Source organism: Winogradskyella psychrotolerans (assembly GCF_018860545.1).
Taxonomy (GTDB): Bacteria; Bacteroidota; Bacteroidia; order Flavobacteriales; family Flavobacteriaceae; genus Winogradskyella; species Winogradskyella psychrotolerans_A.
In genome coordinates, this window is record NZ_JAHKPN010000046.1 from 85028 (window position 1) to 111835 (window position 26808).

Consider the following 26808-nt stretch of genomic DNA (forward strand, 5'->3'; position numbering starts at 1 on the left):
TATACTGTTTCTATTACTAAGACTTCAAATTATTAAAATGGTTTAATCTGAAGTCAAAAAGGCTTCAATTTTTTTAGCAGCAATATGATACGATGCTTTTAAGGCTCCTTCACTGGTGTCTAAAATTTCTGCCATGTCTTTATATTTTAAATCATCAAAATAGCGCATATTAAATACTAATTGTTGTTTTTCAGGTAATGTTGCTATGGCTTTCTGTAGTTTGAGTTGAATGTCATCTCCTTCAAAATAAACATCTGCTTGTAAATTATTGATAGCTCTTGTTTGATGTTCTTCGTTGGTAATTTGTAAGCGCTTCGCATTTTTATTGATAAGTGTAATAGATTCATTGGTGGCAATTCTATACAACCAAGAAAATAATTGACTTTCCCCTTTAAATTTATCAATACTACGATACACTTTTATGAATGTATTTTGAAGGGCGTCATCAGCATCATTATGGTTAATTACAATTTTACGAATATGCCAATATAAACGTTCCTTATAGAGTTGTAATAGTTCTCTATAGGCCGCTTCTTTTGTTGAAGGATTTTTTAAACGCGTTATAAATTCCGATTCGTTAGTCAATTGCTACTATTTGATATTAAGACTTAGAAAATTACTAAAAGTTTAATTGGCATGTTTACAAAATACTAAATGTTTAGTTGTTGCTGATAATGAGTGTGTTAGGTAGCTTTAATTCGATTAAATGCAAAAATTAACGATAAAATGCAGTGTTTTCTTGTTTTCAAATTTAATTTACGCTATGTTTGTCCAAGCTTAACCTATTAAACGTTATCAGTTCCCCAAATCTGGTAACAATAAGAGAAGGATGCATATGGTAGTGCATCCTTTTTTTATGTGTTCAATTTAAGATAATTCGTGATTTATAAATTAAATGACTTACTCAGAGTATTAAATTATTAATCTAAGTTTGTTTTCTAATACATGGCAGGCGTTACTCAAAGCTCTGCATTTCCACTAATTTTTTGTAAACCCCATTTTGGGCTATTAATTCAGTGTGTGTACCTTGTTCAGCAATTTCACCTTTTTGCATTACAACAATTAGATCTGCATTCTGTATTGTAGAAAGTCTATGTGCAATAACGATAGACGTTCTATTTTTCATCATATTTTCTAAGGCATCTTGCACAACACGTTCGCTTTCAGTATCTAATGCAGAGGTGGCTTCGTCTAGAATCATGATTGGAGAATTCTTTAAAACGGCACGTGCAATATTAATACGTTGCTTTTGTCCACCTGAAATTTTACCTCCAGAATCGCCAATATTGGTATGAATGCCATGATCCAGGTTTTCAACAAATTCCCAAGCATTCGCAATTTTTAAGGCGTCTATAATTTCATCATCAGTCGCATCCTCTTTTCCAACTCTTAGGTTATTCGCCACCGTATCGTTAAACAAAATTGAATCTTGATTAACCAAGCCTAAAAAGCTTCTCAACGATTTCTTAGAAAGATTCTTTATGTTGACATCGTCAATAGCAATAGTACCTTCGTTTACGTCATAAAAACGGGTAACGAGGTTAGCTATTGTACTTTTACCACTTCCAGATTGCCCAACAAGAGCAACAGTTTTTCCTTTTGGGATTGTTAAACTAAAGTTTTTTAAGACATATTGATTTTCGTATTTAAAAGAAACATCATCTAAAACAACATCTCTATCAAATGTGTCTTTTTCAGTAGGGGTCTCAATTTCTACAATATTATTCTCAGTTTCTAAAAACTCTAAAATTCTATTAGCAGCACCATCACCACGTTTTACACTATAACTAGCTTTTGCTATTGCTTTTGCAGGTGTAAGAATATTGTAGGCTAATGTAATATACCCAACAAAGAAACTAGCGTCCATGGTTTTATCTACAAAAACGAGGTAACCACCATAAACGAGTAGCACTCCAATAACAATAATACCCAATAATTCACTTAACGGAGATGCTAAATTTTGTCTGTTGAGTAATTTGTTAGAATATTTATAATACCTGTCATTACTGTCTTCAAATTTACCTGCAAACATTTTTTCTACGTTGAAGGCTTTGATAATTCTTAAACCTCCCATAGTTTCTTCCAAAACGGATAGAAAGACACCTTGCTCTTTTTGAACCTTTAATGAACCTTTCTTTAGCGATTTACCAATTTTTGAAATAATAAAACCCGATATAGGTATAAATACCAAAACAAATAACGTCAGTTTTGGACTAAGAATTAACATGGTTACCAAAGAAAATAATATAGTAAGCGGTTCTCGCACTATCATTTCAAGTATGGCGAGGAATGAGTTTCTAACCTCGTTTACATCTGCACTGACTCGAGATATCGTATCACCTTTCGTTTTTTCTGAATAAAAAGCTAATGGCAATGTTACGATTTTATCGTAGAGTTTATTTCGTATATCTTTTAAGACCCCATTTCTTAAAAATGTTATAAAGTACATGGCTAGATAATTTGAAATATTCTTGAGTAAGAACATACTAATTATGACTCCTACCATCATCATCAGCACTTTAAAATCACCATACTTTTCTATGCTATCAACCATAAAGTAATTAAGGTAATCTTCACCGTAATTCTGTAATTTTAACCAGCCTTGCCATGTGGGCTTATTTGCTAAAACACGTTGATCACTGAAAATAACTTTTAATACTGGAATTAAAGCAACAAAAGAAAGTGTGCTAAAAAGGGCATATAAAATATTAAAAAATATGTTTAAATACGCATACCTTTTGTACGGTAATGCAAAAGGTATGAGTTTCTTTATGTAATTCATCTATTATAATTTCATATCTGCTAGAATAGCATCAATTCTCTCATCCAACAATTGCTCCGTTTTTTCAAAGTCTGCCGTATTGTCAAGATCTGCATTTACGCTGATATAAAATTTTATTTTAGGCTCAGTACCACTTGGTCTTAAAGCTATTTTACTCCCATCTTCAGTATAATATATTAATACATTAGATTTTGGAATATCTATAGTGGTCTCTTCATTTGATTGAAGGTTCTTAGAAATAGACAATTGGTAATCTTCAATTAAGACCACTTTTTCGCCATTAATTTCTTTTAATGGATTATTTCGGGCATCAACCATCATTTGTTTAATTTCTTGCGCACCTTCAATTCCTTTTTTAGTTAAAGAAATTAAGCGCTCTTTAAAGAAGCCATGCTCTACATACAAATCAATTAAACTTTGATACATTGTTTTACCTTCTGCTTTGGATTGAGCGGCAATTTCACAAGCTAATAAAGTAGAAGTTACAGCATCTTTATCACGGACAAAATCACCAACCATAAAACCAAAACTTTCTTCACCACCTCCAATAAAATCCATGGTTGGGAAGTCTTTTATCATTTTAGCAATCCACTTAAACCCTGTAAGACCTATTTTGCATTCTACATCATAAGCATTGGCTAAAACAGACATCATAGGAGTAGAAACTATGGTAGAACCTACAAATTGATTCTCGTTAATTTTCCCTAAGTTTTTCCATTGCTTCAATAAGAAATTCGTCATTAAAATCATGGTTTGATTCCCATTCAGAATTACCAATTCATTTTCTAAATTTCTAACGACAACTCCTAAACGATCACAATCGGGATCTGTACCAATAACAATATCTCCATCTACTTTTTCAGCTAATTCCATTACCATTTTTAATGCTTCTGGCTCTTCTGGATTTGGAGATACTACTGTTGGAAAATCTCCATTAGGGACACGTTGTTCTTCTACAATATTAACATTAGTATAGCCTGCGCGCTTTAGTGTTTCTGGAATTGCTGTGATAGAGGTACCGTGAAGAGACGTAAATACAATATTTAAATTTTCTTTAGCTTCTTTTGAAGTATCAAAACTGCCATTTTTTACAGAAGCATCTATAAAAACGTCATCAACATCCTTGCCTATATATTGAATTAAATCTGAATTCGTTTCAAATTTAATTTCAGAATAATCTAAACGGTTTATTTCTGCAATTACAGCAGCATCTTGTGGTGGTACTAATTGCCCTCCATCTTGCCAATATACTTTGTAACCATTGTATTCCGGTGGATTATGAGATGCTGTTAAAACGATACCACAATGGCAGTTTAAATGTTTTAAAGCAAATGATAATTCTGGTGTTGGTCTTAAATCCTCAAACAAAAAGACTTTAATACCATTGGCAGAAAATACATCAGCAACGAGCTTTCCAAACGTTTTACTGTTGTGTCTACAATCGTAGGCAATAGCCACTTTAATATCTTCGTTAGGAAACGATTGCTTTAAATAATTACTTAAGCCTTGAGTGTTTTTTCCTAAAGTGTATTTGTTAATTCGGTTGGTTCCTAGTCCCATAATACCTCGCATACCACCAGTTCCAAATTCAAGATCTTTATAAAAGCTTTCTTCTAATTCTTTTGGGTTAGAGGCAATCATCTGCTTTATTTCCTTTTGAGAATTGTCATCAAAAGTTGGTGTTAGCCAAGAATTTACGCGTTCTAAAATTTCTGGTTTAATGTGTATCATGGATATAATGGATTTATTAACAAAAATAAACAATTCAATATTTTAATATGTCTTGTTGTGAAACAAAATTGTCTTATTGTGGTAGATTCAAATGTTCTTTTATAAAATAACGTTGTTGTTGACGGTTAGAGCGTAAAACAAGTTCTCCGAGAAAACCTGCAATAAACAATTGTGAACCAATAATCATAGTAGAAAGAGCAATATAGAATTGTGGTCGGTCTGTAATTAGACGTCCTGTTGGATTTAAAAATAATTTATCAATGCCTAAATATGAGGCGAATGCAAAACCAATAAAAAACATAATAACACCAAGTGCCCCAAATAAATGCATTGGTCTTTTACCAAAGTGTGATATAAACCAAATAGTGATTAGGTCTAAAAAACCATTTACAAAACGATTCATTCCAAATTTAGTATGGCCATATTTACGAGCTTGATGTTGTACTACTTTTTCACCAATATTAGTGAAACCTGCGTTTTTAGCTAGTACAGGAATGTAGCGATGCATTTCTCCATACACATCAATATGTTTAACAACGGTATTACTGTAGGCTTTTAAGCCACAATTAAAATCATTTAATACGACACCAGATGTTCGTCGCGCTGCCCAGTTAAATAATTTTGAAGGTAAATTTTTAGAGAAATAGGAATCGTAGCGTTTCTTTTTCCAGCCAGAAACAAGATCAAAACCATCCGTTTTAATCATTTTAAAAAGTTGTGGGATTTCTTCCGGATTATCTTGTAAGTCCGCATCCATAGTAATCACAACATCACCTTCAGCTTTGGCAAAACCAGCATGCAAGGCTTGAGATTTACCGAAATTTTTAAGGAATTTAATGCCTTTTGCTTTTGGATTGAAGTCGGCAAGTTCAGAAATAATTTGCCACGATTTATCAGTGCTACCATCATCTATAAAAAGAATTTCATAAGAAAATTGATTGGATAGCATCACTGATACTATCCAATCGTGTAATTCTTTTAAAGATTCTTCTTCGTTAAGTAGTGGAATTACTACTGATATATCCATAAGGTTAAAGTCTAATTTCTACATTTCAAAAATAAAGAAATTATTTAAGCTTCGTGCGGATCTTTTTGTTTTGTAACAGCAGCAACAATAAGTCCAATAACACTAAAGCCGACAAGCTGATAGGCAATTGATTTAATAGTGTTTCCTATAGAGAAGAAATTCTCTTCTTTTTGAATTTGTTCCATAGCTTCATCAATAGATGCTTGTGGTGCTCCAAATTTTTCCATCATTGCTAACTGATTGTCTATTATTTTCTGTTGTAAAATCGCAGCAGCATCAGTATCTACAATATTAAAAATAAAGAATCCTATAGCCGCAGGTATTGATACACCTACAGCAATTGTAATGAAAAACGCAGTAAATGCATCTTTAAAACTAATAAAACCACCTAAAAGTTTTTTTGCACTCATGGCAGATATAATTCCAAAAATTATAACGAGTAACATTTGACCTATGCCAAACCACCATTGTATATATAAGTCGAGATAAACAGCGTAGCCAATTATAGTAAAAGATGATAGGATTAGCGCTAAATAAAGGCCATAATTAACGGCCGAAGATTTCAAGGATTTATCCATAATAATTATAAGTTTTTGGTTAATTATCTAGTTAGTATCCAAAGTTACATAAATGTTACATACTTTTACGAAATAAAATTTGTCAAAAAGATTGTAGATTTGTAAAAAATGGTTAAATTTGCACCTCGAAAAATCGAATACATTTAAAGCATTTAGTGATGAAAGCAGGAATACATCCAGAAAATTATAGAGTAGTAGCGTTTAAAGATATGTCTAACGAAGAGGTATATTTAACAAAATCTACAGCAGATACAAATGAAACTATCGATGTTGATGGTACTGAATATCCATTAGTGAAATTGGAGATTTCTAGAACATCTCACCCATTCTATACAGGTAAATCTAAATTAGTAGATACAGCTGGTCGTATTGATAAGTTCAAAAACAAATACGCTAAGTTTAAAAAATAAGCTTCGCTCAATTGATATAATTAAAAGCCTTTCTGTTTTCAGAAAGGCTTTTTTTATTTGGGCAATTACATTATTTTTGATGCTATATTAAAGTTGAAATGATGAACGTTACGTTTCTTAATTCAACTCCCAACCATAAAAACGCGCCATGAATTATATATTATTTGACGGTCCTTATCGCAATAACCTGTTACCATTTACTTTTACAAGGCCAGTAGCAGACCTACGTGTAGGGATTTTAACCATACGTCAGAAATGGGAATCATATATTGAATATACCACAACAACGGTGACCGAAGATTACTTAGCCGATAAGTTTCCAATGGTTGAAATGGAACATAATATTATGATTAATGCTTCTTTTTTGCCTAATATGGAAGTGGTAGCGGTGGTGAAAAATTTAAAACACAATCAAGCGTTATTTAAAGGGGAAGATGTTATTGCTTTTTTCGTTAAAGAAGGTGAGGAGGTGAGTGATTTTTCAACTTTTGAAGCAATTGAATTTGAAGGTGATCTTTTAAAAATTGAACATACTTGGGATATTTTTGCATTAAATGGAGATGCCATTATTGAAGATTTTAATCTTATTACAAAAGATAGACAGTCACAACCCATACCTGCGAGTGTAAATACTATTAATCCTGAAAACATTTTTATAGAACAAGGTGCCACCTTAAATTTTGCAACACTTAATGCGAGTACTGGACCAATTTATATTGGAAGAGATGCAGAAGTGATGGAGGGTTCTATTGTAAGAGGCCCTTTTGCGTTATGTAATAATGCAACTTTGAAAATGGCGAGTAAAATTTATGGACCAACAACCGTTGGACCACATAGTAAAGTAGGTGGTGAAGTCAGTAATTCTGTGATTTTTGGTTTTTCTAATAAAGGGCACGACGGCTTTTTAGGAAATTCTGTTTTGGGTGAATGGTGTAATTTAGGCGCAGATACCAATACGAGTAATTTAAAAAATAATTATGCCGAAGTTAGACTTTGGGATTATCAAACTGAAGGTTTTGCGAGAATTGGCTTGCAGTTTTGCGGATTAATGATGGGAGATCATAGTAAGTGCGGTATCAATACCATGTTTAACACAGGAACTGTTGTTGGAGTGAGCGCTAATATCTTTGGAAGTGGTTTTCCTAGAAACTTTGTGCCAAGTTTTTCTTGGGGTGGAAGCAAAGGTTTTGTAACCTATAAAACCGATAAGGCATTTGAAGTGGCAGAGGTTGTAATGGGACGACGTAAAGAAGAATTTACAGAGCTAGACAAAGCAATTTTAACCCATGTTTTTGAAGAAACCCAACAGTATAGAAAAAAATAACATTCCTAATTTCGTCAATGTATCTTATGTTTTGAACGGGTTTAATATTTTTAGTTCTTAAGTTCCGCCTTTTTAACGGATTTCAATTCTAGTAAATTTGTTGCGTTAATGCCTAAACCTGAAACATTTTTGCGAGTAAACCTAACCACTTCATCATAAAACATCGGAACTACTGGTGCAGAAGCCATAACTAAAGAATCCATTTTAGTATAGAGTGCTATTCGTTTTTCATAATCTGTTTCTAAATAGGCAGCTTCATACATGGTGTCAAATTCAGCACTTTTAAAATGGGTATAGTTTGGACCATTGGGTGCAAAATTTTTACTGTAGTATAACGATAAATAGTTTTCTGCATCCGGATAATCGGCTATCCAACTGGCTCTAAAAAAATCGACTTGCCCATTCGCTTTAGCATCTTTTAAACTTGAAGGTGGAATAACATCAACATTCACCACTAAACCTGTTTTTTGAAGCTCACGTTGAATGAATTCACAAAAGCTTAAATAATTACTAGTGGTTGTAAGTGTGATTTCAGGAGTTTTAATTCCGGTTTCTGTTTTAAATTCTGAAACTAATTGTTTTGCTAATTCCGGATTATATTCAAATCCTATGCTAGAATCATAACCTGGTAAACCTTTAGGAATAAAACCACCATTGGCAGGAATCCCAATACCATTTCTCAAATACGTCATCATTTTGTTACGGTCAAACCCAACGTTAATCGCTTTTCTCAATTTTAGGGATTGAATGGTATTTACTTTAGTATCCATGTAAAACGCTAAATATTCTGTGTTGAGATAGGGACCGCGAATCATTGTAACATCATCAGCATAATTCGGTTTTAATTGTCCAACTGTGGTTAAAATTTCATCTTTGTAGGAGCCGTCTAAACCAGAAACAAAATCAATATTTCCTTGTGCAAATTGTAGAAACTCACTTTGTTTATCTGGTAAAAAAGTAATGGCAACCGCTTCAAGATAAGGTAATTGTTGGTTTGTGGAGTCTGTTTCAAAATAGTGGTTGTTTCTCCTAAAGACTAATTTCAAGTTTTCTTCCCAACGTTTAAATTTAAAAGGACCGGTACCAATAGGATGTGATCTAAAATCATTTCCGTAATGTTCTACAATTTCCTTCGGAACCACTGAACAATATTTCATGGTTAATAACCCTAAATAGGCAGGGAAAGCTTGTTTTAGTTTAATTTGAAATGTAGAATCATTTATAGCTGAAAAGTTTTCGACCTTATTTAAAACCCAACTTCCTGGTGAAGCAATGGCTTTATCTTTCAGCCTATTGAAGCTATATTCAAAATCTGATGCGGTAACATGTCGTGTAGAGTCTTGGTTGCTCGAAGTATTAAATAATTCATTTTTATGAAAAAACACATCATCTCTAAGGGTAAACGTATAGGTTTTGGCACTGTCTGTAATTGTCCAATTCTTAGCAATACAAGGCTTTACATTAAGTTGGTCGTCCATTTGTACTAAACCATTAAACAACTGATGTGTTGCCCATATATCTGCTAAATCCTTTGAAAAAGCAGGATCTAAGGAGCCTATACTTTTGTGTTCATTGTATCTAAAAACGAGATGGTCTAACGGTTCGCTTTCATTTGAAGAACAAGAAACTATGATGACTACAAAGGCTCCAAAAAGTAATCTATTGAATAAGAATGGTGTGAGTTTTAGCATATAACTTATATGTTGTAAATTTGCCAACTTGGTAAAAGTACAAGAATGAATCCAACAAAAAAAGTCGCATTTTATACCCTAGGTTGTAAACTTAATTTTTCAGAAACCTCTACAATTGCTAGAAGTTTTAAAGATGAAGGATTTGATCGTGTAGATTTTAAAGAATCGGCTGATATTTATGTGATAAATACCTGCTCGGTTACTAAAAATGCAGATAAGCGTTTTAAGACGATTGTTAAGCAAGCTCAAAAAAGCAACCCTGAAGCTTTCGTTGCTGCTATTGGATGTTATGCGCAACTAAAACCAGAAGAGTTAGCTGATGTAAATGGTGTGGATTTAGTATTGGGTGCAACGGAGAAATTCAAAATTACCGATTACTTAAACGATCTCACTAAAAATGATTTTGGTGAAGTGCATTCTTGTGAAATAGAAGAAGCCGATTTCTACGTCGGTAGTTATTCTATTGGTGATAGAACGAGAGCTTTTCTAAAAGTTCAAGATGGTTGTGATTATAAATGTACCTATTGTACAATTCCATTGGCTAGAGGGATTTCACGTAGCGATACCATGACTAATGTGTTGAAAAATGCTAAGGAAATTTCTGAACAAGGGATTAAGGAAATCGTATTAACAGGAGTTAATATTGGTGACTACGGAAAAGGGGAATTCGGTAATAAAAAACATGAGCATACCTTTTTAGATTTAGTTAAAGAATTAGATAATGTTGAAGGTATTGAGCGTTTAAGAATTTCATCAATTGAGCCGAATTTATTAAAAAATGAAACGATTGAGTTAGTGTCTAACTCAAGAGCTTTTGTGCCTCATTTCCATATACCATTACAAAGTGGAAGTAATGCCATTTTAAAAAAGATGAAGCGTCGCTACATGAAAGAATTGTATGTAGATAGAGTTGCTAGAATAAAAGAGGTGATGCCGCATGCTTGTATTGGAGTCGATGTTATCGTTGGTTTTCCTGGAGAAACTGATGATATTTTTCTTGAAACCTATAACTTTCTGAATGCATTAGATATTTCATATTTACATGTATTTCAATATTCAGAACGCCCAAATACCGAAGCGGCTGAAATGCCTAACGTAGTCTCTAAAGCAAAACGCGCTAAACGCAGTAAAATGTTGAGAGGTTTATCAGCTAAGAAGCGTCGGGCTTTTTATGAAAAGCAATTAAACACAGCGCGTACGGTGTTGTTTGAAAGTGATAATAAGGAAGGATACATCCATGGATTTACAGAAAACTATGTCAAAGTAAAAGCACCTTGGAATCCGGAATTAGTAAACACGCTTGAAAAAGTGAGATTAACTAAGATTGATGAAGATGGCTTGGTTCGTTTTGAGTTTCAAGAAGATTTAGCACTTAAATAGCTGAAATTTGCGTTATTATTTATGTGTATTTTCCTATAAAGACATTATTTCGTTTTATATTTGAGTTTATTAAAATGTCTAGTGTGAATAAAATAGTTTCAGTTTGTTTTCTTATTGGTTTATTAGGTTTAACCACATCTTGTTCTGATAAGAATGAACATGGGGTTGTTGGAACCTGGTTGTTAGCAACACGAACCGTTGATATTCCTTTTGATGTCAATAAAGACGGTGTGTTTAATACGAATCTCATTGCCGAAATAGACTGTAACGAAAGAGAAACATTAACCTTTGAAACTAATGGGACGGTATCCTCTGGAAATGAGTTTTCTAACGTATTGCGCTATTTTAAAGATGATAGTACTAATGTTTATAGTATAAATGTAGACTGTAACAAAGAAGGTATTATAAGTTTTGCTTCAGAATACTCTATTATTGAAGAAAATACCATAAAAGTGTCTAATAGAATATATGTTTTAAAAAGTGATACGTTAACAACGGTGTATAAAAATGCAATCGATATTTATAACGAAGATTTTACAGACATCATAGAGACTAGAGATTTAACACAGGTTTATACGAAACAATAAATAAGCTTAAGTTTTAAGTATCAAAAAACCCGAAACTTTTTTAAAAGTTTCGGGTTTTTCAATAATTCATTTTCTAAAATTATATACGGATACCCACAGGAAGCATGCGCTTATATTTTCTGTTACGTCTTACAAACTTTGCAATTTCAGGACTTGTTGGTACCACACTAATGTTACGTTCTTTAATATTACTAAATACAAGATCAATAAATTCTAATTCAAATTCGTCAGTTCTAATAGTATCAGGAATAACCATTTTTGTTAAGAATATCTTCCTTTCTTGTAAAGAATATTCAATAATTGCCATTTCGTTTTCAACATTTAATTCAAATTGACGTAGGAAGTCGTTGTCAATTAATTGAGCAGTTTCTGTCATAATTTCTTTTTATTAAATTCAGCGGTCGGCAGTGTAGATACTATATTTTATATAGTTTTGCTGTGCAAAGGTACAAAAAATCAGTGAATTTTTAAGGTTTCCGATGTTAAAACCTTACATTGTAATTAATTAAGGCGTCCCAAAATAAAAGTTTCAAGACCTATGAATAGTCAATTAGTACATGTTTATTTAATGCCTGGCATGGCTGCAAGTCCAACCATATTTGAGCATATTAAACTGCCCAAAGAAACGTATGAAATTCATTGGTTAGAATGGCAAATTCCTGATTATGAAGAGACTTTAACTGCATATGCACAACGTATGTGCACGTTTATTAAACACGATAATGTCGTATTACTAGGGGTTTCTTTTGGTGGTATTTTAGTACAGGAAATGAGTAATTTTTTAAACCTTAAAAAATTAATTGTGGTGTCTAGTGTGAAGTCGCATCACGAGCTTCCGAAACGTTTAAAATTCCTTAAAATCACTAAAGCATACAAAATATTACCAACATCCTTACTTGGTAATATTGATTTGTTAGCTAAATATGCTTTTGGTGAGACGATTAAAAAGCGTGTCGATTTATATAAAAAATACCTTTCCGTCAATGATAAAACTTATTTAGATTGGGCCATTAAGCAGGTGGTTTGTTGGGATCAAGAAGCACCACATCCAGATGCGATTTATATTCATGGCGACAATGATGTTATTTTTCCACATTCTTGTGGTGGAAATTGCCATATTATTAAAGGTGGAACACACATTATGATTATTACCAAGTTCAAATGGTTTAACGAAAATTTACCAAAACTTATTACAGCCTGAATTTGAATGGTGTTATTAGATTGATTACATTTATAAAAAGAAAAATATTGAAAAGTTCATGCGTTAAAGTGTTGCCAGTCAATATGGTGATTGAGGATGAAGTGCATATTACATTCAATTAACCTTAAATTTATAGAAATGAAAATTATAAAAAATAGTTTAGCATTAATAGGTGTGATTTGTATATCAGGCTTATTTATTTTCTCAATGCAAAAGTCACCTGAAGAAATGGCACTACCAGATCATTTACTAGGTAAAGAAGATCCTATTGTAAACAACTATAATGTTTATGCTTTAGAGATGCCAGAAAACTTAAACTTTGCAGGTGAAGCTGTACCCGTTAATGATCCGGATATCTATGAACGTATGGATAGAGAGTTACTCGTAAATACCTATTGGCAATCAAATGGATTATTGATGTTTAAACGTGCTCAAAAATATTTTCCAATTATAGAACCAATTTTGAAGAAAAATGGTGTGCCAGACGATTTCAAATATCTAGCTGTAATTGAAAGCGGATTAATTCAAACAGCAAAATCACCAGCAGGGGCAAGTGGGATTTGGCAAATAATGTCTGCAACCGCTAGAGAGAATGGTTTAGAGGTGAATAAAAATGTTGATGAACGTTATAATTTAGAAAAAGCTACAGAAGTGGCTTGTGATTACTTAAAGAAGGCAAAAGAAAGCTTAGGATCTTGGACAAAAGCGGCAGCGGCTTATAATGCTGGTAATTATGGAGTTTCTAGACGATTAAAGGAACAAGATGTTAGTGGTTACTACGATTTATTATTAGGCGAAGAAACAGGACGCTATGTGTTTAGAATTGTAGCGTTAAAGGAAATATTATCTAATCCGGATAAATATGGATTCAACTTTAATAAATCTCACTTATATAAAGAAGTGCCAACATATAAGGTAGACGTAGATACTGCGGTCACTGATTTTGCTGGATTTGCAAAACAATTTGGAATTAACTATAAAATTCTAAAACTTCATAACCCTTGGTTAAGAGAACCTCATTTAAATAATAGCTCTAGAAAAAAGTATTCTATAGAAATTCCGAAGGAAGGCTATTATAACACCAACCCATAAATTGTGGATTTTGTAAGAGACCATATTTGGCAAATTTTAATTATTCTTAATTATACGGTTGCCTTATCGGCTGTTGTTACTATTTTACTTAAAAAGGTAAATCCAACAAAAGCCTTAAGTTATATTATTGGTCTACTGGCACTGCCTTTTTTAGGATTGATTGTCTATTATCTTTTTGGACAAGAATACCGAAAAAATAAAATATTCTCTAGAAAGCATGTTTTAAATCAGTCCATAATTAAAAGAATTCAAGAGGAGTTAGAGCTTGATTCTAAAGCAATTAATGAAGTTGATGATTTACTCGATCAAAAGTCTAAAGTGATTCCGTTATTATATAATAATGAAAACTCTAAACTCACTATTAATAATGCTGTAAATCTTATTAAAAATGGAGACGAAAAATTCAAATTGCTATTTAATGATATCAGAGAAGCATCGCATCATATTCATCTCGAATATTTTGTAATAGAAGATAATAAAATAGGAACAGAGCTTCTAGACTTATTATGTGAAAAAGCAAAAGAAGGTCTAGAAATAAGAATAGTTATTGATGATGTTGGCAGTTCTATATCCTCTAAAATGAAGCGTAAACTTAAGGATTTTGGAATTGAAATGTATCCTTTTATGCCGGTTCGATTTTCAAATTCAACAGGTAAGATGAATTATCGCGATCATCGTAAAATTGTTGTTATTGATGGTAAGATAGGCTATGTTGGTGGTGTCAATGTTTCAGATAATTATGTGAATGCAATTAATGATCGATATTGGAGAGATACACATTTACGTATTATGGGTGAGGCCGTTATATCCTTGCAAATTTTATTTTTTACCACATGGAATTTTGTAAGTGATGGTAAATTGGAAATTTCTAAGACTTACTTCCCAGAACATAATTGTAAAGAAAACGTCCCACTTCAAATTGCTGCAAGTGGTCCGGATACGGATTGGTCTAATATTATGGAGGCGATTTTTGTAGCTATTACCAACGCAGAAGACCATGTGTATATAACCACACCCTATTTTATTCCGAATAGTGAGATTGTAACTGCGCTTCAAGTCTTAGCCAGAAGTAATAAAGAAGTTAAGATTATAGTGCCTAAGAAATCAGATTCTTGGATTGCAGAATATGCGACGAATTCCTATTTGCAAATGCTTTTAGAAGCAGGAGTAGAGGTGTATCAATATACTAAAGGCTTTATTCATGCAAAAACCATGGTTGTAGATGGTGTGTTTAGTACTGTTGGTACCACCAATATGGATTATAGAAGTTTTAATATTAATTTTGAAGTGAATGCGTTAATCTATGATAAGAAGATTGGCAGTCAATTAACAGAGTTTTTTAACGACGACTTAAAAAACTGCGAGAAGTTAGATTTAAAATCTTGGCAAGAACGTTCAAAACGTACTAAACTAGTAGAAGCTATTGCGCGTTTAATGGCGCCACTATTGTAATTTTAAGTGTAGAGTATAATATAAGGTATGATGATAACAGTAAAAGATGTTAAGTGTAGAATTTAAAACACGAAGGGAATTCTAAAGCAAAAGTTGTCAATACATAAAAAGGCTTAAACATTATACTTGTTTAAGCCTTTTCTGTTATTTAGAGTTTCAAATTATCGTCTACTTCTTCTGTTTTGTCTTGCACTTGTAGGTTGACCATATTGTTGCTTCGGAATAGAAGCTTTCTTCATTTGGTCTTTCATCATCTTAATTTGCTCAGCAAGCATGTCTCTCTTATCTAGTTTTTGTGCTTCAGCTAACAATTTTTGAGCTTCCGGTTTTCTGCGTTTCGAAAAAGCAATTCCTGCTAAATTCAATTTTGCCATAGCTAAGTCATGGTCCATGGATAAGCCTAAACTAATCGCTTTCTTAAAATACGCTTCAGCTTCATTCATATTGGTTTGAGAAACCATAATACCATTAAGGTAATTTAAATACCCTTGTTGTTTTTTAACTAGCGCACCTTCTGGGTTCTTAATTTTATCTAACCATTTTTTAGCTCCAGGAAAATCTTGTTTTCTTAATTTTAAAAAAGCGAGTAAAATCATTTCATTTTTAAAGTAAAGAAAAATGAATATTGTAGAAAGTAAAAGGTACATGATACCATTACCTATGTAACCTTCAGTGAATTGATAAATACCATAGCCTATAATTAGGGCGGCAATAACTAATTTTATATTTTTATTAAACATATTTCTGTGTATTTTTGCAGTGCGCAAAGATAATAAAATCTAAGAGTTAAAATTCTAAACAAAATTTTTCTTTTGCTCCTTGCTAAAGTAAAAACTTGTTGTATATTTGCACGCAGTTTTGAGAGAGCTCTCAATTTTCAGAAAAAAGATTATTAGTTTATAAAAATATAAGACATGCCAAAAAGAACGTTTCAACCGTCAAAAAGAAAAAGAAGAAACAAGCACGGTTTCAGAGAAAGAATGGCTTCTGTTAACGGAAGAAAAGTTTTAGCACGTAGAAGAGCTAAAGGAAGAAAGAAAATATCTGTTTCTACAGAAACTAGACATAAAAAATAATGATTAACAATTGTTAATATATTAGGGCGTTACTTAGGTGTAACGCCTTTTTTTATATCCTATTGTTAACTATTTTTGCACTGCCAAATTAATAACGTTTATATATTACAACATCAAACACTTAATCTCATGCCTAAAAATAATAACATAAAATCAGTTTTACTAATCGGTTCAGGTCCCATCGTTATTGGGCAAGCCTGCGAATTTGATTATTCGGGGACGCAAGCATTACGCTCTTTACGAGAAGATGGAATTGAAACTATATTAATCAATTCTAATCCAGCAACAATAATGACTGATCCAACAATGGCAGATCATGTGTATTTGTTGCCATTGACGACTAAGTCTTTAATTCAAATTTTAAAAGAACACCCACAAATTGATGCCGTTTTACCAACAATGGGTGGACAAACGGCCTTGAATTTATGTATTGAGGCTGATGAAAAAGGTATTTGGACAGATTTTAATGTAGATATCATAGGTGTTGATATCGATGCCATTAATATCACAGAAGATAGAGAGCAATTTAGAGAATTAATGTTGAAAATTGGTGTTGGTATGGCGCCTCAAGCAACAGCAACCTCTTACCTTAAAGGAAAGGAAATTGCACAAGAATTTGGGTTTCCATTAGTCATTAGAGCATCTTATACTTTAGGAGGTGAAGGAGCGTCTTTTGTATATAAGGAAGAAGATTTTGATGAAATGTTGACACGTGGTTTGGAGGTCTCTCCAATTCACGAAGTCATGATAGATAAAGCTTTAATCGGTTGGAAAGAATACGAGTTAGAATTATTACGTGATAAAAATGACAATGTCGTTATTATCTGTACGATTGAAAATATGGATCCGATGGGAATCCATACGGGAGATTCGATCACTTTAGCACCAGCAATGACATTATCTGATAAAACATTTCAGAAAATGCGAGATATGGCCATTCATATGATGCGAAGTATTGGTGATTTTGCTGGTGGATGTAATGTGCAGTTTGCGGTGAGTCCGGATGATGAAGAGGAAATTATTGCGATTGAAATTAACCCAAGAGTTTCACGTTCATCTGCATTAGCGAGTAAAGCAACGGGTTATCCTATTGCAAAAATTGCTTCAAAATTAGCTATTGGTTATAATTTAGATGAATTAGATAATCAGATTACAAAATCGACTTCAGCGTTATTTGAACCGACTTTAGATTACGTAGTTGTTAAGATTCCACGTTGGAATTTTGATAAATTCGAAGGTTCAGATCGTACATTAGGATTACAAATGAAATCTGTTGGTGAGGTGATGGCTATTGGTCGTTCGTTCCAAGAAGCTCTTCATAAAGCCACACAATCTTTAGAGATAAAGCGAAATGGTTTAGGTGCAGATGGTAAGGGATATAAAGATTACGATACCATTATTGAGAAATTAACTTATGCGAGTTGGGATCGTGTATTTGTGATTTATGATGCGATTGCTATCGGAATTCCGTTGAGTCGTATTCACGAAATCACAAAAATCGATATGTGGTTTTTAAAGCAATATGAAGAGTTATTCCAACTTCAAAAAGAAATTTCAACATTTACCATTGATACTATTGAACGCGAATTATTGCTAGAAGCTAAGCAAAAAGGCTATGGTGACAGACAAATAGCACATATGCTTGATTGTTTAGAAAGTGAAGTTCATAAAAAGCGAAAAGACCTTAATATTAACCGTGTATTTAAATTAGTAGATACGTGTGCGGCAGAATTTAAAGCACAAACACCTTATTATTATTCTACGTTTGAAAGTGAAGTAGAATCCGCAGATGGAAAAGTCTCTGTGCATAATGAAAGTGTTGTTTCAGACAAAAAGAAAATTATCGTTTTAGGTTCTGGTCCAAATAGAATTGGTCAGGGAATCGAGTTCGATTACTGTTGTGTGCATGGCGTTTTGGCAGCTTCCGAATGTGGTTATGAAACCATCATGATTAACTGTAATCCAGAAACAGTTTCTACCGATTTTGATATAGCGGATAAATTATATTTTGAACCGGTTTTCTGGGAACATATCTATGATATTATTCAACATGAAAAACCTGAAGGTGTCATCGTTCAATTAGGAGGTCAAACCGCCTTAAAATTAGCTGAGAAACTTGAGAAATGGGGAGTTAAGATTATGGGAACCAGCTTTAAATCACTCGATTTGGCTGAAGATAGAGGAAGTTTTTCAAACATTTTAAAAGAAAATAATATTCCTTATCCACAATTTGATGTTGCTGAATCAGCTGACGAAGCTTTAGCTATTGCAGATGTTTTAGATTTCCCAATATTGGTAAGACCTTCTTATGTATTAGGTGGCCAAGGGATGAAAATTGTGATTAATAAACAAGAATTAGAATCACATGTTATTGATTTATTAAAATCGATTCCAGGAAATAAATTGTTACTAGATCATTATTTAGATGGAGCGATAGAAGCCGAAGCTGATGCTATTTGTGATGCCGATGGTAATGTTCATATCATTGGTATTATGGAACATATAGAGCCATGTGGTATTCACTCTGGTGATAGTAATGCTTTATTGCCAGCGTTTAATTTAGGTGATTTGGTGATGCAGCAAATAATTGATCACACACATACAATTGCACGAGCGTTGCATACGGTAGGATTAATTAATATTCAATTTGCGATACAAGATGATATCGTTTATATCATTGAAGCCAACCCAAGAGCATCACGTACGGTTCCTTTTATTGCAAAAGCATATAAAGAACCGTATGTAAATTATGCGACTAAAGTGATGTTAGGTGAGAAAAAAGTGACCGATTTTAATTTCAATCCACAATTAGATGGCTATGCAATAAAGCAGCCAGTATTTTCATTTAATAAGTTCCCTAATGTTAATAAACAGTTAGGTCCAGAAATGAAGAGTACAGGAGAAAGTATCTTATTTATTGATAATTTAAGAGACGATCAATTTTATGATTTATATGCAAGAAGAAAAATGTATTTAAGTAAATAATGGCATAGTTTTCGATGAAGTGTAAGTGTTATTCACTAATAATTACTAACTTAGCATTAACTAATGCCTACTTATATGAAACTAAAATTACTTTTTTTACTGTTTTTTGTCTCAGTATTTTCATTTGCTCAGGTATCTGTATCTGATATTGATACCTCTAGAACTAGTTTAAATTCAATAGAAATTCAAAATAATGAATTCACTATTGCACCTAATCCTGCAAAAAACAAATTGAATATTAAGTTGCAGAATTCAAGCGAAGATTTAAAATTAGAAGTCTTTGATGTACTAGGAAAACGAATTTTTAAAGGTGTGATCACGAAATTGGAATCATCAATAGATATTTCTAATTGGAAAAGTGGAGTGTATTTAGTGAGAATTTCTGATGACACGGAAACACAAACTAAACGTTTTATTAAACAGTAAAATAACTATAAAATCAAATAGGAGCTAGTTCAGAAATGAACTAGCTTTTTTTATTTAAAATCAATTTGGACTTTGTAGTCTTTCAATTTGTCTAAATGTTGTTCTACGTTTTTATAAAGATGCGCTAAATCGGTACTTCGTTTCGTATCACTTTCTTGTCTAATAATAGATTTTAGAAACCGCTTTGCGGCGAGTTTATTGGTTAAAATTAAACCAGGAACAGGAACGGTTTTTCCGTCTTCATCAATAGCGACCATTATAAAATAAGACGAATTACAATGTTTGGTTTCTCCTGTTCTAATGTTTTCAGATTCTACTCTTATGCCAACAACCATAGATGATCGTCCGACGTAATTAACGGAAGCTTTCATGGTGACTAATTCTCCTACTTCTATTGGATTTAAGAAGTTAACCTTATTTACAGAGGCTGTGACGCAATAACTACGAGAGTGTTTTGAAGCGCATGCAAAAGCGATATTATCCATTAAACTTAAAATGTAACCTCCATGGATTTTTCCACCAAAATTAGCGTGTGATGGTTTCATTAACTCGGAAATTTGAATTCTAGAGTCTTCAGTCGTTTTAAACATAATGTAAAAGGTTTAAGTATAGGAGACTAGTAATTATAGCAATGCCAAAACTAATTAGTGTACCTATTAAAATGTATTCGGTTAGTTTGCGTTCTTTTGAAGCTGTTAAATCACCAAATCTAAAAACAGATTTAGCAGTTATTAAAAACCCTACAGCTTCCCAATGGTGTGTAATAATAAAGATAAATACCATAAGACGCTCTAAAACACCAATATATTTACCAGCATCTTTTAAAGATTCATTGCCTTTAGTAAGCTTAGATATATTCCATTTAGAGAAAATGGTTTTCATTATAATAGATGTTGGTGTCGTTAAAAATATTACGGAAATAATCCATAATAGAATTCGGCCATCTAACGCTAAGCTAAAATTATAAGTATTACTATATAGAATAGATGTTAATCCTATAATAGAAATTAAATGTAAAAGTTGATCTATAAAAAAGAAAAGACGTTTTGTTTTTTTACGTTGAAAAGTTAATTTTAAACCATCTATAATAAGGTGAATCAAGCCAATTCCTAATATTAATGGAGTATATGATACATCCCAAACTATCAAAAACATTAAAGCGATATGAATAGCAATATGCACATAGAGCCAAACCGATTTTAGTTTCTTTTTTTCTTTGTCTTTAACCCATTTTAGTGGCTGTAAAAAGAAATCGCCTATAAGGTGAGCTAGAATAAGTTTTAATAGTAATAGAGTCATAATCCTGCTATTTTTTCTCGGTATAAAGTATCTAAATCTAAAATTTCATCTAAATAGGCACGTTTTTGACGTTTGCTTACGGCGTCTTGACTGATACCAATGATTTTAGCTAATTCTGATTGAATCATATGAGGATGCTCTAAACTTAGTTTTACAATTTCGGCAGAGTTAACCGTCCAATTATCCATGGCTATTAGCGCTAGTCTAAAATAAAGATTTATTTCCTTATTAATTGTAGCATTGCTTGTTTTTAATTTTAGGTTTTGTTTGTCTTTTTTGAGCGTTTCAAAAGTTTCACCCGAAAAAATAAAAGCCTCACCGTTGGATTCGCTAACAGAATTACCTTGATAATTTTTTGTACCGATACCAATGGACATACGTACATCTAAACCTTTTACAGATTTTAAAAATGCTTTGATATAAACTGCAGTTCTAAAGCTGTCTTCAATAATGTGAGATTCTAATTGAAAGCTATCACCTCTATAAATATCATAGAATGAAGCATTATCTGATACTTTTGATAATGCAGATTTTAATGGATTAAGCCATAAATCTTCGCTGTGTGCTTTTCTAGATTTTATGATATCTCCTGTGATAACGCTGGTCATACTACTAATTACCTTTATATCACAAATATATGCCTTTAAAACGGAATAATCTAATTTATGCCTTAAAAAGGGAATATTTTAATTTATGCCTTATATTGGGAATAATGTGCTAGTCGTCTTCATGAGCACGTTTAACAATATTTTCAGGAAGGGATTTCTTGGCTTTTGCACCCATTTTCTTAATCTTTTCCACACGCGAAATAAGATTACCTTTACCGTCTACTAACTTATTCATCGCCGAAGAATAATCACTTTTAGCCGCATCAATTTTTTTACCAACACCAGTTAAATCCGTAACTAAACCTTCAAATTTATCGTAAAGTGCTCCAGCTTGTTTAGCAATTTCTAAGGCATTTTGTTGTTGCTTTTCGTTATTCCACATGGAATCTATAGTACGCAAGGTGGCTAAAAGGGTAGAAGGCGTTACAATAACAATATTCTGTTCAAAAGCTTTATTATATAGTGAATTGTCTTCGTTTATAGCCACAGCAAAAGCGGGTTCAATAGGAATAAACATCAAAACAAAATCGGGTGATTCAATATCGTATAAATCTTGATAATTCTTAGCGGATAACTGATCCACATGTTTTTTAATCGAATTCACATGTGCTTTTAAAAATATAGGACGCTGCTCATCTTCGGCATTTACAAATTGCTCATAAGCCGTTAATGATACTTTAGAATCGATAATCATTTTTTTAGAATCTGGAAGATGTAACACAACATCTGGTAACACCCGCGTTCCATCTTCTCTTTGGAAATTTTGTTGTACAAAATACTCTCTGTCTTTTTCTAAACCAGACTTTTCTAAGACACGCTCTAAGACCAATTCACCCCAGTTACCTTGAGTTTTACTATCACCTTTTAAAGCTCTAGTAAGATTAGTGGCTTCTTTTGCCATAATTTGATTAAGATCTTTCAAACCTAATAGTTGCTCCTTCAAAGCCGAATGCATACTAATACTTTCCTTTTGGGTATCATCAACTTTTTTCTCAAAGAGTTGTATTTTTTCTTGTAAAGGGTTTAAGATGTTTTTGATATTTTCTTTATTCTGAAGTGTGAATTTTTCAGACTTTTCATCTAGTATTTTAGACGCCATTAACTCAAAGTCTTTACGCAATTGTTCTTGCTGCAATGCTAATTCTTCGTCACGTTTTAAGTTGGCTTTTTCAAGGTTTTCGTATTCCGAATTACGTCTAGATAATTCTGTATTTAAAAAATCTTTTTCGCGTCTAATCGCTTCACGTTCGGTCTCAATCTTAGAAATGGTGTCTTTTAAATCCGTTAATTGTTGATTAAAATATTGGTTCTGTTTTTGGTTTTCGGTTTCTGAATACGTTTTAAATTCATTGAACTGTTGTTGCAAATTAGCGTTGCGTTCTTCTAGAGTACTTTTGTCACTTTTACTTTTTAATTGCGAAAATTTAAGTCCTATAAAAGCACCAATACCTGCTGAAATAATAATTGTTATGAGTAGAATAAGTGTGTCGTTCATGTTTAAAAGAGAAATTTATCAAAGATAAATATAGTTAAGGAAACTCTTTTAAACTTAATGACGAGATTTTAAAGTTTTTATATCTGCCAGTAATTGTTTTATATTCTCATTGTTAGTACCATCATAGATACTACGAATTTGCTTCTTTTATCAATAAGAATAAAGTTAGGAGTATGAATGAAGTCTTGTAAGCCTTCCATCACCTTGTTCTACAACTGCAAAATAGCTTTTGCGTGCTAACTCATAAATATGTTTTTTGTTTCCTGTGGTTATATTCCATTTATAATCTATAACACCTTTAGTGTTGGCGTATGCTCGCAATACTGAAACACTATCAATTTCTGGTGTGACTGAAAGGGATAAAAGCATAATGTCATCATCTTTTAAAAATTTATCTTGAATTTTAGCCATATTATTCGTCATGATTGGACAAATTTTGATTTAGGTAAGTTTTGCGCAATTTCAATAAGCTTAGAGCCTTTTATTAACACATCCGACGTTGGTGGAGCCCAAAGTGCATGGTAAATACTCATAGCAACTCCCCAATAGGCCAAAGCACATTCTGAGTCGTTATCTAGTACTTTTACAAATGCTTTTTCTGCTTCGGTATACTCAAATGAATGCAGTAGAGCAATTGCTAAATCGAATGTTTCTCTCACTTCATATTTCCAATCTAAAGCGAAACTTACGTCTCCAAAAGGTTCTGTACTACCTAGCAAAAGTTTACCTCGTTCTAAATCTATAGCAGCTAAAGCTAGATTTGATTTAGCAGCTTTGTCTTTGCAACTAAAAATTAGTAAGAAAGACAAAAGAAGAAAAATGTTATTTAGTGGTTTCATAATTAAATGATTAAGTTACTAATTATTCTGTTGTCTGTGGATTAATTATGTTTAGTTCAACTATATTAGTATAAAATTTTATTCTTTAATAATTTTGGTAAAGGGAACAATCATTGGCACTCTTTTTTGGTAGTCTTCGTACTCTTTTCCTATATGCTTTTTTAGATCTTTTTCTTCTAAATACTTAACTGCAATTAAAATGTAAATCGTGGTAACGACGGCAAATAATAAGTGTCCCACGGTCATTAAGGGTGTTGCCCAAAACGCTATTATAAAGCCTAACATGATGGGATGACGTACTATTTTATAAAATAGATTTACTTGAAATTTGGGATATGTCAGCTTTTGATCTTTAAATCTTTGGTAAATTTGAGAAAGACCAAAAAGCTCAAAATGGTTGATCATAAAAGTGGAAAGAAATACAATAATCCAACCTAAAAAGAAAACACTTGTCAATACCAAAGCTGTGGTGTTTTCAAACTCCCAAACAATGCTTGACATTGGTTGCCATTGCCAATACATCAGTAAAAGAGCTAGACTAGAAAGCAATACATACGTACTTCGCTCAATAGCCGGATCTAAAAATTTAGTGAACCATTTTTTAAAAGCAGGCCGTGCCATCACACTATGCTGAATGGCAAATAGGCTCATTAATGCAATATTTATAAGTAATGCTTCTGTAGTAGAAGTTTCGATGCCTGAATCAATCCCTTTTGGGACCCAAAAGTTTCCTACAAATCCTATGGCATAAAGAAATGCGACTAAAAAAATAATGTAAGCGACAATCCCGTAGAGGAAAATAAGTGTTTTTTTCATAATAATTGTTTAATTGGTTGTTAACATCATGCTATATATTAGTTAGTCCTTATTGAAGTGATTTAGACGTTTTTTAGTGACTGAAAACTTTGAATACATAAGGCAAACTATGGTCTTGCTTCTAATATTAAATTAAAAGGCGTTTCTGAAGCGCGTTTAAATTTTGAAAAACCACCTTTAGTTATCACATTTTTTAGTTTTTCTTCTCCAGCTTGCGCGCCTAAAGCCAAACCTACTTCTTGGTTTAGAGAACATGGTGTGCAAAGCATGGTTGAAAAAGCATAAAAAGCTCTACCAACTGGGGTTAAATTTTCTTCTAAACTGTCTTTAGCAAAGGGTTCTACAATCATACATGTTCCGTCTGGTTTTAAAGCTGCTTTTGCGTGTGAACAAGCACCAACAGGATCTCCCATATCATGTAAGCAATCAAAAAACGTAATAAAATCGTAATCTTTCCCAGGGAAATCTTTAGCCAATGCTACTTCAAAAGAGACATTAGCTACACCTGCAGCCTTTGCTCTAACTTTAGCTTGTTCTACTGATGCTGCGTGAAAATCGAAACCTATAAATGTTGAATTAGGAAACGCTTTTGCCATTATAATTGTAGAAGCTGCATGACCACAACCTATATCTGCGACTTTTGCTCCTTTTTCTAATTTTTGAACCACACCATCCAAAGCCGGAATCCAATTAGAAATTAGGTTGCCTTCGTAAGAAGGACTAAAGAACTTCTCTGTTCCGCAGAATAAACAAGAATTATGATCTCCCCAAGACACACCTTCACCTGTTTTAAAAGCTTTTTCTATTTTAGGTTCATCGTGATATACTGAAGAAATAGCATAAAATGCACCTGTCATAAACACAGGGCTTTTTCTGTTTCCAAAAACCATAGATTGCTCTGGTGTCATAAAGAATTTTTTGCTTACAGCGTCATATTCTATATAACCTGAAGCTGCTTGTGCAGACAACCATTCTCTAACGTAGCGTTCTGCCGTATTTGTTTTCTCGGCTAATTCATACGATGTTAAATGACCATGATCTGTTAAGGTGGTAAACAAACCAAGTTTATCTCCAATTGTAATTAATGGTCCATTGGCTGCAGCTCCCATTTCGGTGACTACTTTACCTAATAAGTCGTGTAATTTGTTTTCGTTTACTTCCATGATTTTTATATTAATTAATATCTGTTTCTCGTATTTTATGGGTATTGATATCATTGTAATCTTGTATTTATTGTTAATGAAATTTCTAATCTATTAACTATAAATTGCGACAGAATGAAGTCCTCAGTATTATCTAAATCCTATCCATTCAATTTTTACATATCCGTTACCTCCAATACTGCCGTTTTCGGCGCTAATTGGAGTTGCAAAATCAAGTTCTACACCAATACCTCCTTTGCCACCAAAACCAAATAAGCTCCCATTATCTCCACCTAAGCCGCCAAAACCAGGGGATGCATCTAAAGAAAATATACTTCGCTGTTCACCACGCGTTCCATTATTACCTGCAGGGAAACCAGAACCTCCAGAACCACCATTTTCTGAGTTTATACTATTACTTAACCCACCAGAACCAGCAATTGCTATATATAGATTTGTTCCTCCAAGTGATATTTCAGAGGATTGTCCGCTAGATCCACTTTGACTAACAGTACCACCATTACCAGGACTGCCTACTATAACTGTATAAGTGACATTTCCTTCTAAATTTTCATTGGTAAGTAGCTTAAATTCTCCAGCACCTCCACCACCACCTCCTCCTGTCGAAGAAGACCCTGAGCTATAATCTACACCACCAGCACCTCCGCCACCTGCTCCAATAATTGTTATTGTTGCGACTATGTCAGTGGCATCGATTGAGAATTCATGAGTGCCCGTATCTAAAAATTCGAATGTACCTGCAACTTCTTCTTTTGGCTCATTGTCTTCTTTAGAGCATCCAATTAGTGTTAGAATACTAAGAAAAAACATTATGTTTTTGATGTTAATTTTCATAGGTTTTTATCA

The 26808-nt window shown here is 32.9% G+C and carries 26 protein-coding genes and 1 pseudogene; 10 read left to right on the top strand and 17 right to left on the bottom strand.

Translation table 11 applies throughout. From position 1 onward, the window contains the following. Window positions 1-42: 42 nt before the first annotated feature. The 5 genes from KO515_RS15785 to KO515_RS15805 all read right to left on the bottom strand — a co-directional run bounded on the left by KO515_RS15785 (window position 43) and on the right by KO515_RS15805 (window position 6118). Window positions 43-585, bottom strand: coding sequence for an RNA polymerase sigma factor (locus tag KO515_RS15785; protein WP_215937304.1), 543 nt, complete (start codon window positions 583-585; stop codon window positions 43-45). A 370-nt stretch (window positions 586-955) separates the two neighbouring features. Continuing rightward, window positions 956-2782, bottom strand: coding sequence for an ABC transporter ATP-binding protein (locus KO515_RS15790; protein WP_215937305.1), 1827 nt, complete (start codon window positions 2780-2782; stop codon window positions 956-958). A gap of 3 nt (window positions 2783-2785) precedes the next feature. After that, window positions 2786-4513: a phospho-sugar mutase gene (locus KO515_RS15795; RefSeq protein ID WP_215937306.1), complete on the bottom strand. Its 1728-nt coding sequence runs from the start codon at window positions 4511-4513 to the stop codon at window positions 2786-2788. 73 nt (window positions 4514-4586) lie between these two features. Next, on the bottom strand, window positions 4587-5540 hold the full coding sequence (locus tag KO515_RS15800) for a glycosyltransferase family 2 protein (RefSeq protein WP_215937307.1): 954 nt from the start codon (window positions 5538-5540) through the stop codon (window positions 4587-4589). A 44-nt stretch (window positions 5541-5584) separates the two neighbouring features. Then, window positions 5585-6118, bottom strand: coding sequence for a DUF4199 domain-containing protein (locus KO515_RS15805; protein WP_215937308.1), 534 nt, complete (start codon window positions 6116-6118; stop codon window positions 5585-5587). 158 nt (window positions 6119-6276) lie between these two features. Between KO515_RS15805 and KO515_RS15810 the strand changes: the two genes are divergently transcribed. Both KO515_RS15810 and KO515_RS15815 read left to right on the top strand, forming a co-directional pair. Beyond that, window positions 6277-6528 carry a type B 50S ribosomal protein L31 gene (locus KO515_RS15810; RefSeq protein WP_092443965.1) on the top strand — a complete coding sequence of 84 codons (252 nt, stop codon included), beginning with the start codon at window positions 6277-6279 and terminating at the stop codon, window positions 6526-6528. Between the two features lie 148 nt (window positions 6529-6676). Beyond that, window positions 6677-7852 carry a GlmU family protein gene (locus KO515_RS15815; protein WP_215937309.1) on the top strand — a complete coding sequence of 392 codons (1176 nt, stop codon included), beginning with the start codon at window positions 6677-6679 and terminating at the stop codon, window positions 7850-7852. A 50-nt stretch (window positions 7853-7902) separates the two neighbouring features. Here KO515_RS15815 and KO515_RS15820 read toward each other — a convergent pair whose 3' ends face one another. Continuing rightward, entirely contained in the window at window positions 7903-9543 is a 1641-nt protein-coding gene (locus KO515_RS15820; RefSeq protein WP_215937310.1) for an ABC transporter substrate-binding protein, read from the bottom strand. Window positions 9544-9588: 45 nt separating this feature from the next. Here KO515_RS15820 and mtaB point away from each other — a divergent pair, with 45 nt between their 5' ends. Beyond that, the gene (mtaB, locus tag KO515_RS15825) at window positions 9589-10923 is read left to right on the top strand and encodes a tRNA (N(6)-L-threonylcarbamoyladenosine(37)-C(2))-methylthiotransferase MtaB (protein ID WP_215937311.1); all 1335 of its coding nucleotides are present in this window, start codon (window positions 9589-9591) and stop codon (window positions 10921-10923) included. Between the two features lie 83 nt (window positions 10924-11006). Beyond that, window positions 11007-11510, top strand: a complete 504-nt coding sequence (locus KO515_RS15830; RefSeq protein ID WP_215937312.1) for a hypothetical protein — start codon at window positions 11007-11009, stop codon at window positions 11508-11510. Window positions 11511-11589: 79 nt separating this feature from the next. Here KO515_RS15830 and KO515_RS15835 read toward each other — a convergent pair whose 3' ends face one another. Next, window positions 11590-11886, bottom strand: a complete 297-nt coding sequence (locus KO515_RS15835) for an N-acetyltransferase (RefSeq protein ID WP_215937313.1) — start codon at window positions 11884-11886, stop codon at window positions 11590-11592. 162 nt (window positions 11887-12048) lie between these two features. Between KO515_RS15835 and KO515_RS15840 the strand changes: the two genes are divergently transcribed. The 3 genes from KO515_RS15840 (at window position 12049) to cls (ending at window position 15255) form a co-directional block, all read left to right on the top strand. Then, on the top strand, window positions 12049-12711 hold the full coding sequence (locus KO515_RS15840) for an alpha/beta hydrolase (protein ID WP_215937314.1): 663 nt from the start codon (window positions 12049-12051) through the stop codon (window positions 12709-12711). Between the two features lie 138 nt (window positions 12712-12849). Further along, complete coding sequence (locus KO515_RS15845; protein WP_215937315.1) at window positions 12850-13803, top strand: lytic transglycosylase domain-containing protein; 954 nt, start codon at window positions 12850-12852, stop codon at window positions 13801-13803. Window positions 13804-13806: 3 nt separating this feature from the next. Beyond that, window positions 13807-15255, top strand: a complete 1449-nt coding sequence (gene cls / locus KO515_RS15850; protein ID WP_354668282.1) for a cardiolipin synthase — start codon at window positions 13807-13809, stop codon at window positions 15253-15255. A gap of 161 nt (window positions 15256-15416) precedes the next feature. Here the strand turns inward: cls and KO515_RS15855 are convergent, their stop codons facing one another. Beyond that, window positions 15417-15995 (bottom strand): DUF2892 domain-containing protein, encoded by a 579-nt coding sequence (locus tag KO515_RS15855; protein WP_215937316.1) that lies wholly within the window; start codon window positions 15993-15995, stop codon window positions 15417-15419. Between the two features lie 174 nt (window positions 15996-16169). Between KO515_RS15855 and rpmH the strand changes: the two genes are divergently transcribed. The 3 genes from rpmH (at window position 16170) to KO515_RS15870 (ending at window position 19742) form a co-directional block, all read left to right on the top strand. After that, window positions 16170-16331: a 50S ribosomal protein L34 gene (gene rpmH, locus KO515_RS15860; RefSeq protein WP_215937317.1), complete on the top strand. Its 162-nt coding sequence runs from the start codon at window positions 16170-16172 to the stop codon at window positions 16329-16331. Between the two features lie 129 nt (window positions 16332-16460). Further along, a complete protein-coding gene (gene carB, locus KO515_RS15865) occupies window positions 16461-19316 on the top strand; it encodes a carbamoyl-phosphate synthase large subunit (protein WP_215937318.1) in 2856 nt (951 codons plus the stop codon). A gap of 75 nt (window positions 19317-19391) precedes the next feature. After that, window positions 19392-19742, top strand: a complete 351-nt coding sequence (locus KO515_RS15870; protein ID WP_215937319.1) for a T9SS type A sorting domain-containing protein — start codon at window positions 19392-19394, stop codon at window positions 19740-19742. 50 nt (window positions 19743-19792) lie between these two features. On the opposite strand, the gene KO515_RS15875 is transcribed toward KO515_RS15870, so the two are convergent. The 9 genes and pseudogenes from KO515_RS15875 to KO515_RS15915 all read right to left on the bottom strand — a co-directional run bounded on the left by KO515_RS15875 (window position 19793) and on the right by KO515_RS15915 (window position 26796). Then, window positions 19793-20332, bottom strand: a complete 540-nt coding sequence (locus KO515_RS15875; protein ID WP_178984024.1) for an acyl-CoA thioesterase — start codon at window positions 20330-20332, stop codon at window positions 19793-19795. Beyond that, window positions 20325-21041 carry a DUF3307 domain-containing protein gene (locus KO515_RS15880; RefSeq protein ID WP_215937320.1) on the bottom strand — a complete coding sequence of 239 codons (717 nt, stop codon included), beginning with the start codon at window positions 21039-21041 and terminating at the stop codon, window positions 20325-20327. Before KO515_RS15880 ends, KO515_RS15875 begins: the two co-directional genes overlap by 8 nt. Next, on the bottom strand, window positions 21038-21649 hold the full coding sequence (locus KO515_RS15885; RefSeq protein WP_215937321.1) for a transcriptional regulator: 612 nt from the start codon (window positions 21647-21649) through the stop codon (window positions 21038-21040). Before KO515_RS15885 ends, KO515_RS15880 begins: the two co-directional genes overlap by 4 nt. A gap of 109 nt (window positions 21650-21758) precedes the next feature. Next, a complete protein-coding gene (gene rmuC / locus KO515_RS15890) occupies window positions 21759-23144 on the bottom strand; it encodes a DNA recombination protein RmuC (protein ID WP_215937322.1) in 1386 nt (461 codons plus the stop codon). 54 nt (window positions 23145-23198) lie between these two features. Beyond that, a pseudogene (locus KO515_RS15895) lies at window positions 23199-23579 on the bottom strand (SCO family protein); the annotation flags it as partial. Further along, window positions 23564-23983: a hypothetical protein gene (locus KO515_RS15900; RefSeq protein ID WP_215937323.1), complete on the bottom strand. Its 420-nt coding sequence runs from the start codon at window positions 23981-23983 to the stop codon at window positions 23564-23566. The pseudogene KO515_RS15895 and the gene KO515_RS15900, both read right to left, overlap by 16 nt. A gap of 78 nt (window positions 23984-24061) precedes the next feature. Further along, window positions 24062-24799, bottom strand: a complete 738-nt coding sequence (gene mddA / locus KO515_RS15905; RefSeq protein ID WP_215937324.1) for a methanethiol S-methyltransferase — start codon at window positions 24797-24799, stop codon at window positions 24062-24064. Window positions 24800-24906: 107 nt separating this feature from the next. Further along, a complete protein-coding gene (locus tag KO515_RS15910; RefSeq protein ID WP_215937325.1) occupies window positions 24907-25962 on the bottom strand; it encodes a class I SAM-dependent methyltransferase in 1056 nt (351 codons plus the stop codon). Between the two features lie 129 nt (window positions 25963-26091). After that, the gene (locus tag KO515_RS15915; RefSeq protein ID WP_215937326.1) at window positions 26092-26796 is read right to left on the bottom strand and encodes a hypothetical protein; all 705 of its coding nucleotides are present in this window, start codon (window positions 26794-26796) and stop codon (window positions 26092-26094) included. Window positions 26797-26808 lie beyond the last annotated feature (12 nt).

Coding starts and splice junctions, on each gene's coding strand:
- KO515_RS15885 (WP_215937321.1), bottom strand. CDS start 21,649: ATGACCAGCGTTATCACAGGAGATATCATAAAATCTAGAAAAGCACAC.
- KO515_RS15880 (WP_215937320.1), bottom strand. CDS start 21,041: ATGACTCTATTACTATTAAAACTTATTCTAGCTCACCTTATAGGCGAT.
- KO515_RS15845 (WP_215937315.1), top strand. CDS start 12,850: ATGAAAATTATAAAAAATAGTTTAGCATTAATAGGTGTGATTTGTATA.
- KO515_RS15800 (WP_215937307.1), bottom strand. CDS start 5,540: ATGGATATATCAGTAGTAATTCCACTACTTAACGAAGAAGAATCTTTA.
- mtaB (WP_215937311.1), top strand. CDS start 9,589: ATGAATCCAACAAAAAAAGTCGCATTTTATACCCTAGGTTGTAAACTT.
- KO515_RS15910 (WP_215937325.1), bottom strand. CDS start 25,962: ATGGAAGTAAACGAAAACAAATTACACGACTTATTAGGTAAAGTAGTC.
- KO515_RS15875 (WP_178984024.1), bottom strand. CDS start 20,332: ATGTTTAAAACGACTGAAGACTCTAGAATTCAAATTTCCGAGTTAATG.
- KO515_RS15815 (WP_215937309.1), top strand. CDS start 6,677: ATGAATTATATATTATTTGACGGTCCTTATCGCAATAACCTGTTACCA.
- mddA (WP_215937324.1), bottom strand. CDS start 24,799: ATGAAAAAAACACTTATTTTCCTCTACGGGATTGTCGCTTACATTATT.
- KO515_RS15810 (WP_092443965.1), top strand. CDS start 6,277: ATGAAAGCAGGAATACATCCAGAAAATTATAGAGTAGTAGCGTTTAAA.
- rmuC (WP_215937322.1), bottom strand. CDS start 23,144: ATGAACGACACACTTATTCTACTCATAACAATTATTATTTCAGCAGGT.
- KO515_RS15840 (WP_215937314.1), top strand. CDS start 12,049: ATGAATAGTCAATTAGTACATGTTTATTTAATGCCTGGCATGGCTGCA.
- KO515_RS15855 (WP_215937316.1), bottom strand. CDS start 15,995: ATGTTTAATAAAAATATAAAATTAGTTATTGCCGCCCTAATTATAGGC.
- KO515_RS15870 (WP_215937319.1), top strand. CDS start 19,392: ATGAAACTAAAATTACTTTTTTTACTGTTTTTTGTCTCAGTATTTTCA.
- KO515_RS15900 (WP_215937323.1), bottom strand. CDS start 23,983: ATGAAACCACTAAATAACATTTTTCTTCTTTTGTCTTTCTTACTAATT.
- KO515_RS15805 (WP_215937308.1), bottom strand. CDS start 6,118: ATGGATAAATCCTTGAAATCTTCGGCCGTTAATTATGGCCTTTATTTA.
- KO515_RS15835 (WP_215937313.1), bottom strand. CDS start 11,886: ATGACAGAAACTGCTCAATTAATTGACAACGACTTCCTACGTCAATTT.
- KO515_RS15820 (WP_215937310.1), bottom strand. CDS start 9,543: ATGCTAAAACTCACACCATTCTTATTCAATAGATTACTTTTTGGAGCC.
- KO515_RS15790 (WP_215937305.1), bottom strand. CDS start 2,782: ATGAATTACATAAAGAAACTCATACCTTTTGCATTACCGTACAAAAGG.
- KO515_RS15915 (WP_215937326.1), bottom strand. CDS start 26,796: ATGAAAATTAACATCAAAAACATAATGTTTTTTCTTAGTATTCTAACA.
- carB (WP_215937318.1), top strand. CDS start 16,461: ATGCCTAAAAATAATAACATAAAATCAGTTTTACTAATCGGTTCAGGT.
- KO515_RS15795 (WP_215937306.1), bottom strand. CDS start 4,513: ATGATACACATTAAACCAGAAATTTTAGAACGCGTAAATTCTTGGCTA.
- rpmH (WP_215937317.1), top strand. CDS start 16,170: ATGCCAAAAAGAACGTTTCAACCGTCAAAAAGAAAAAGAAGAAACAAG.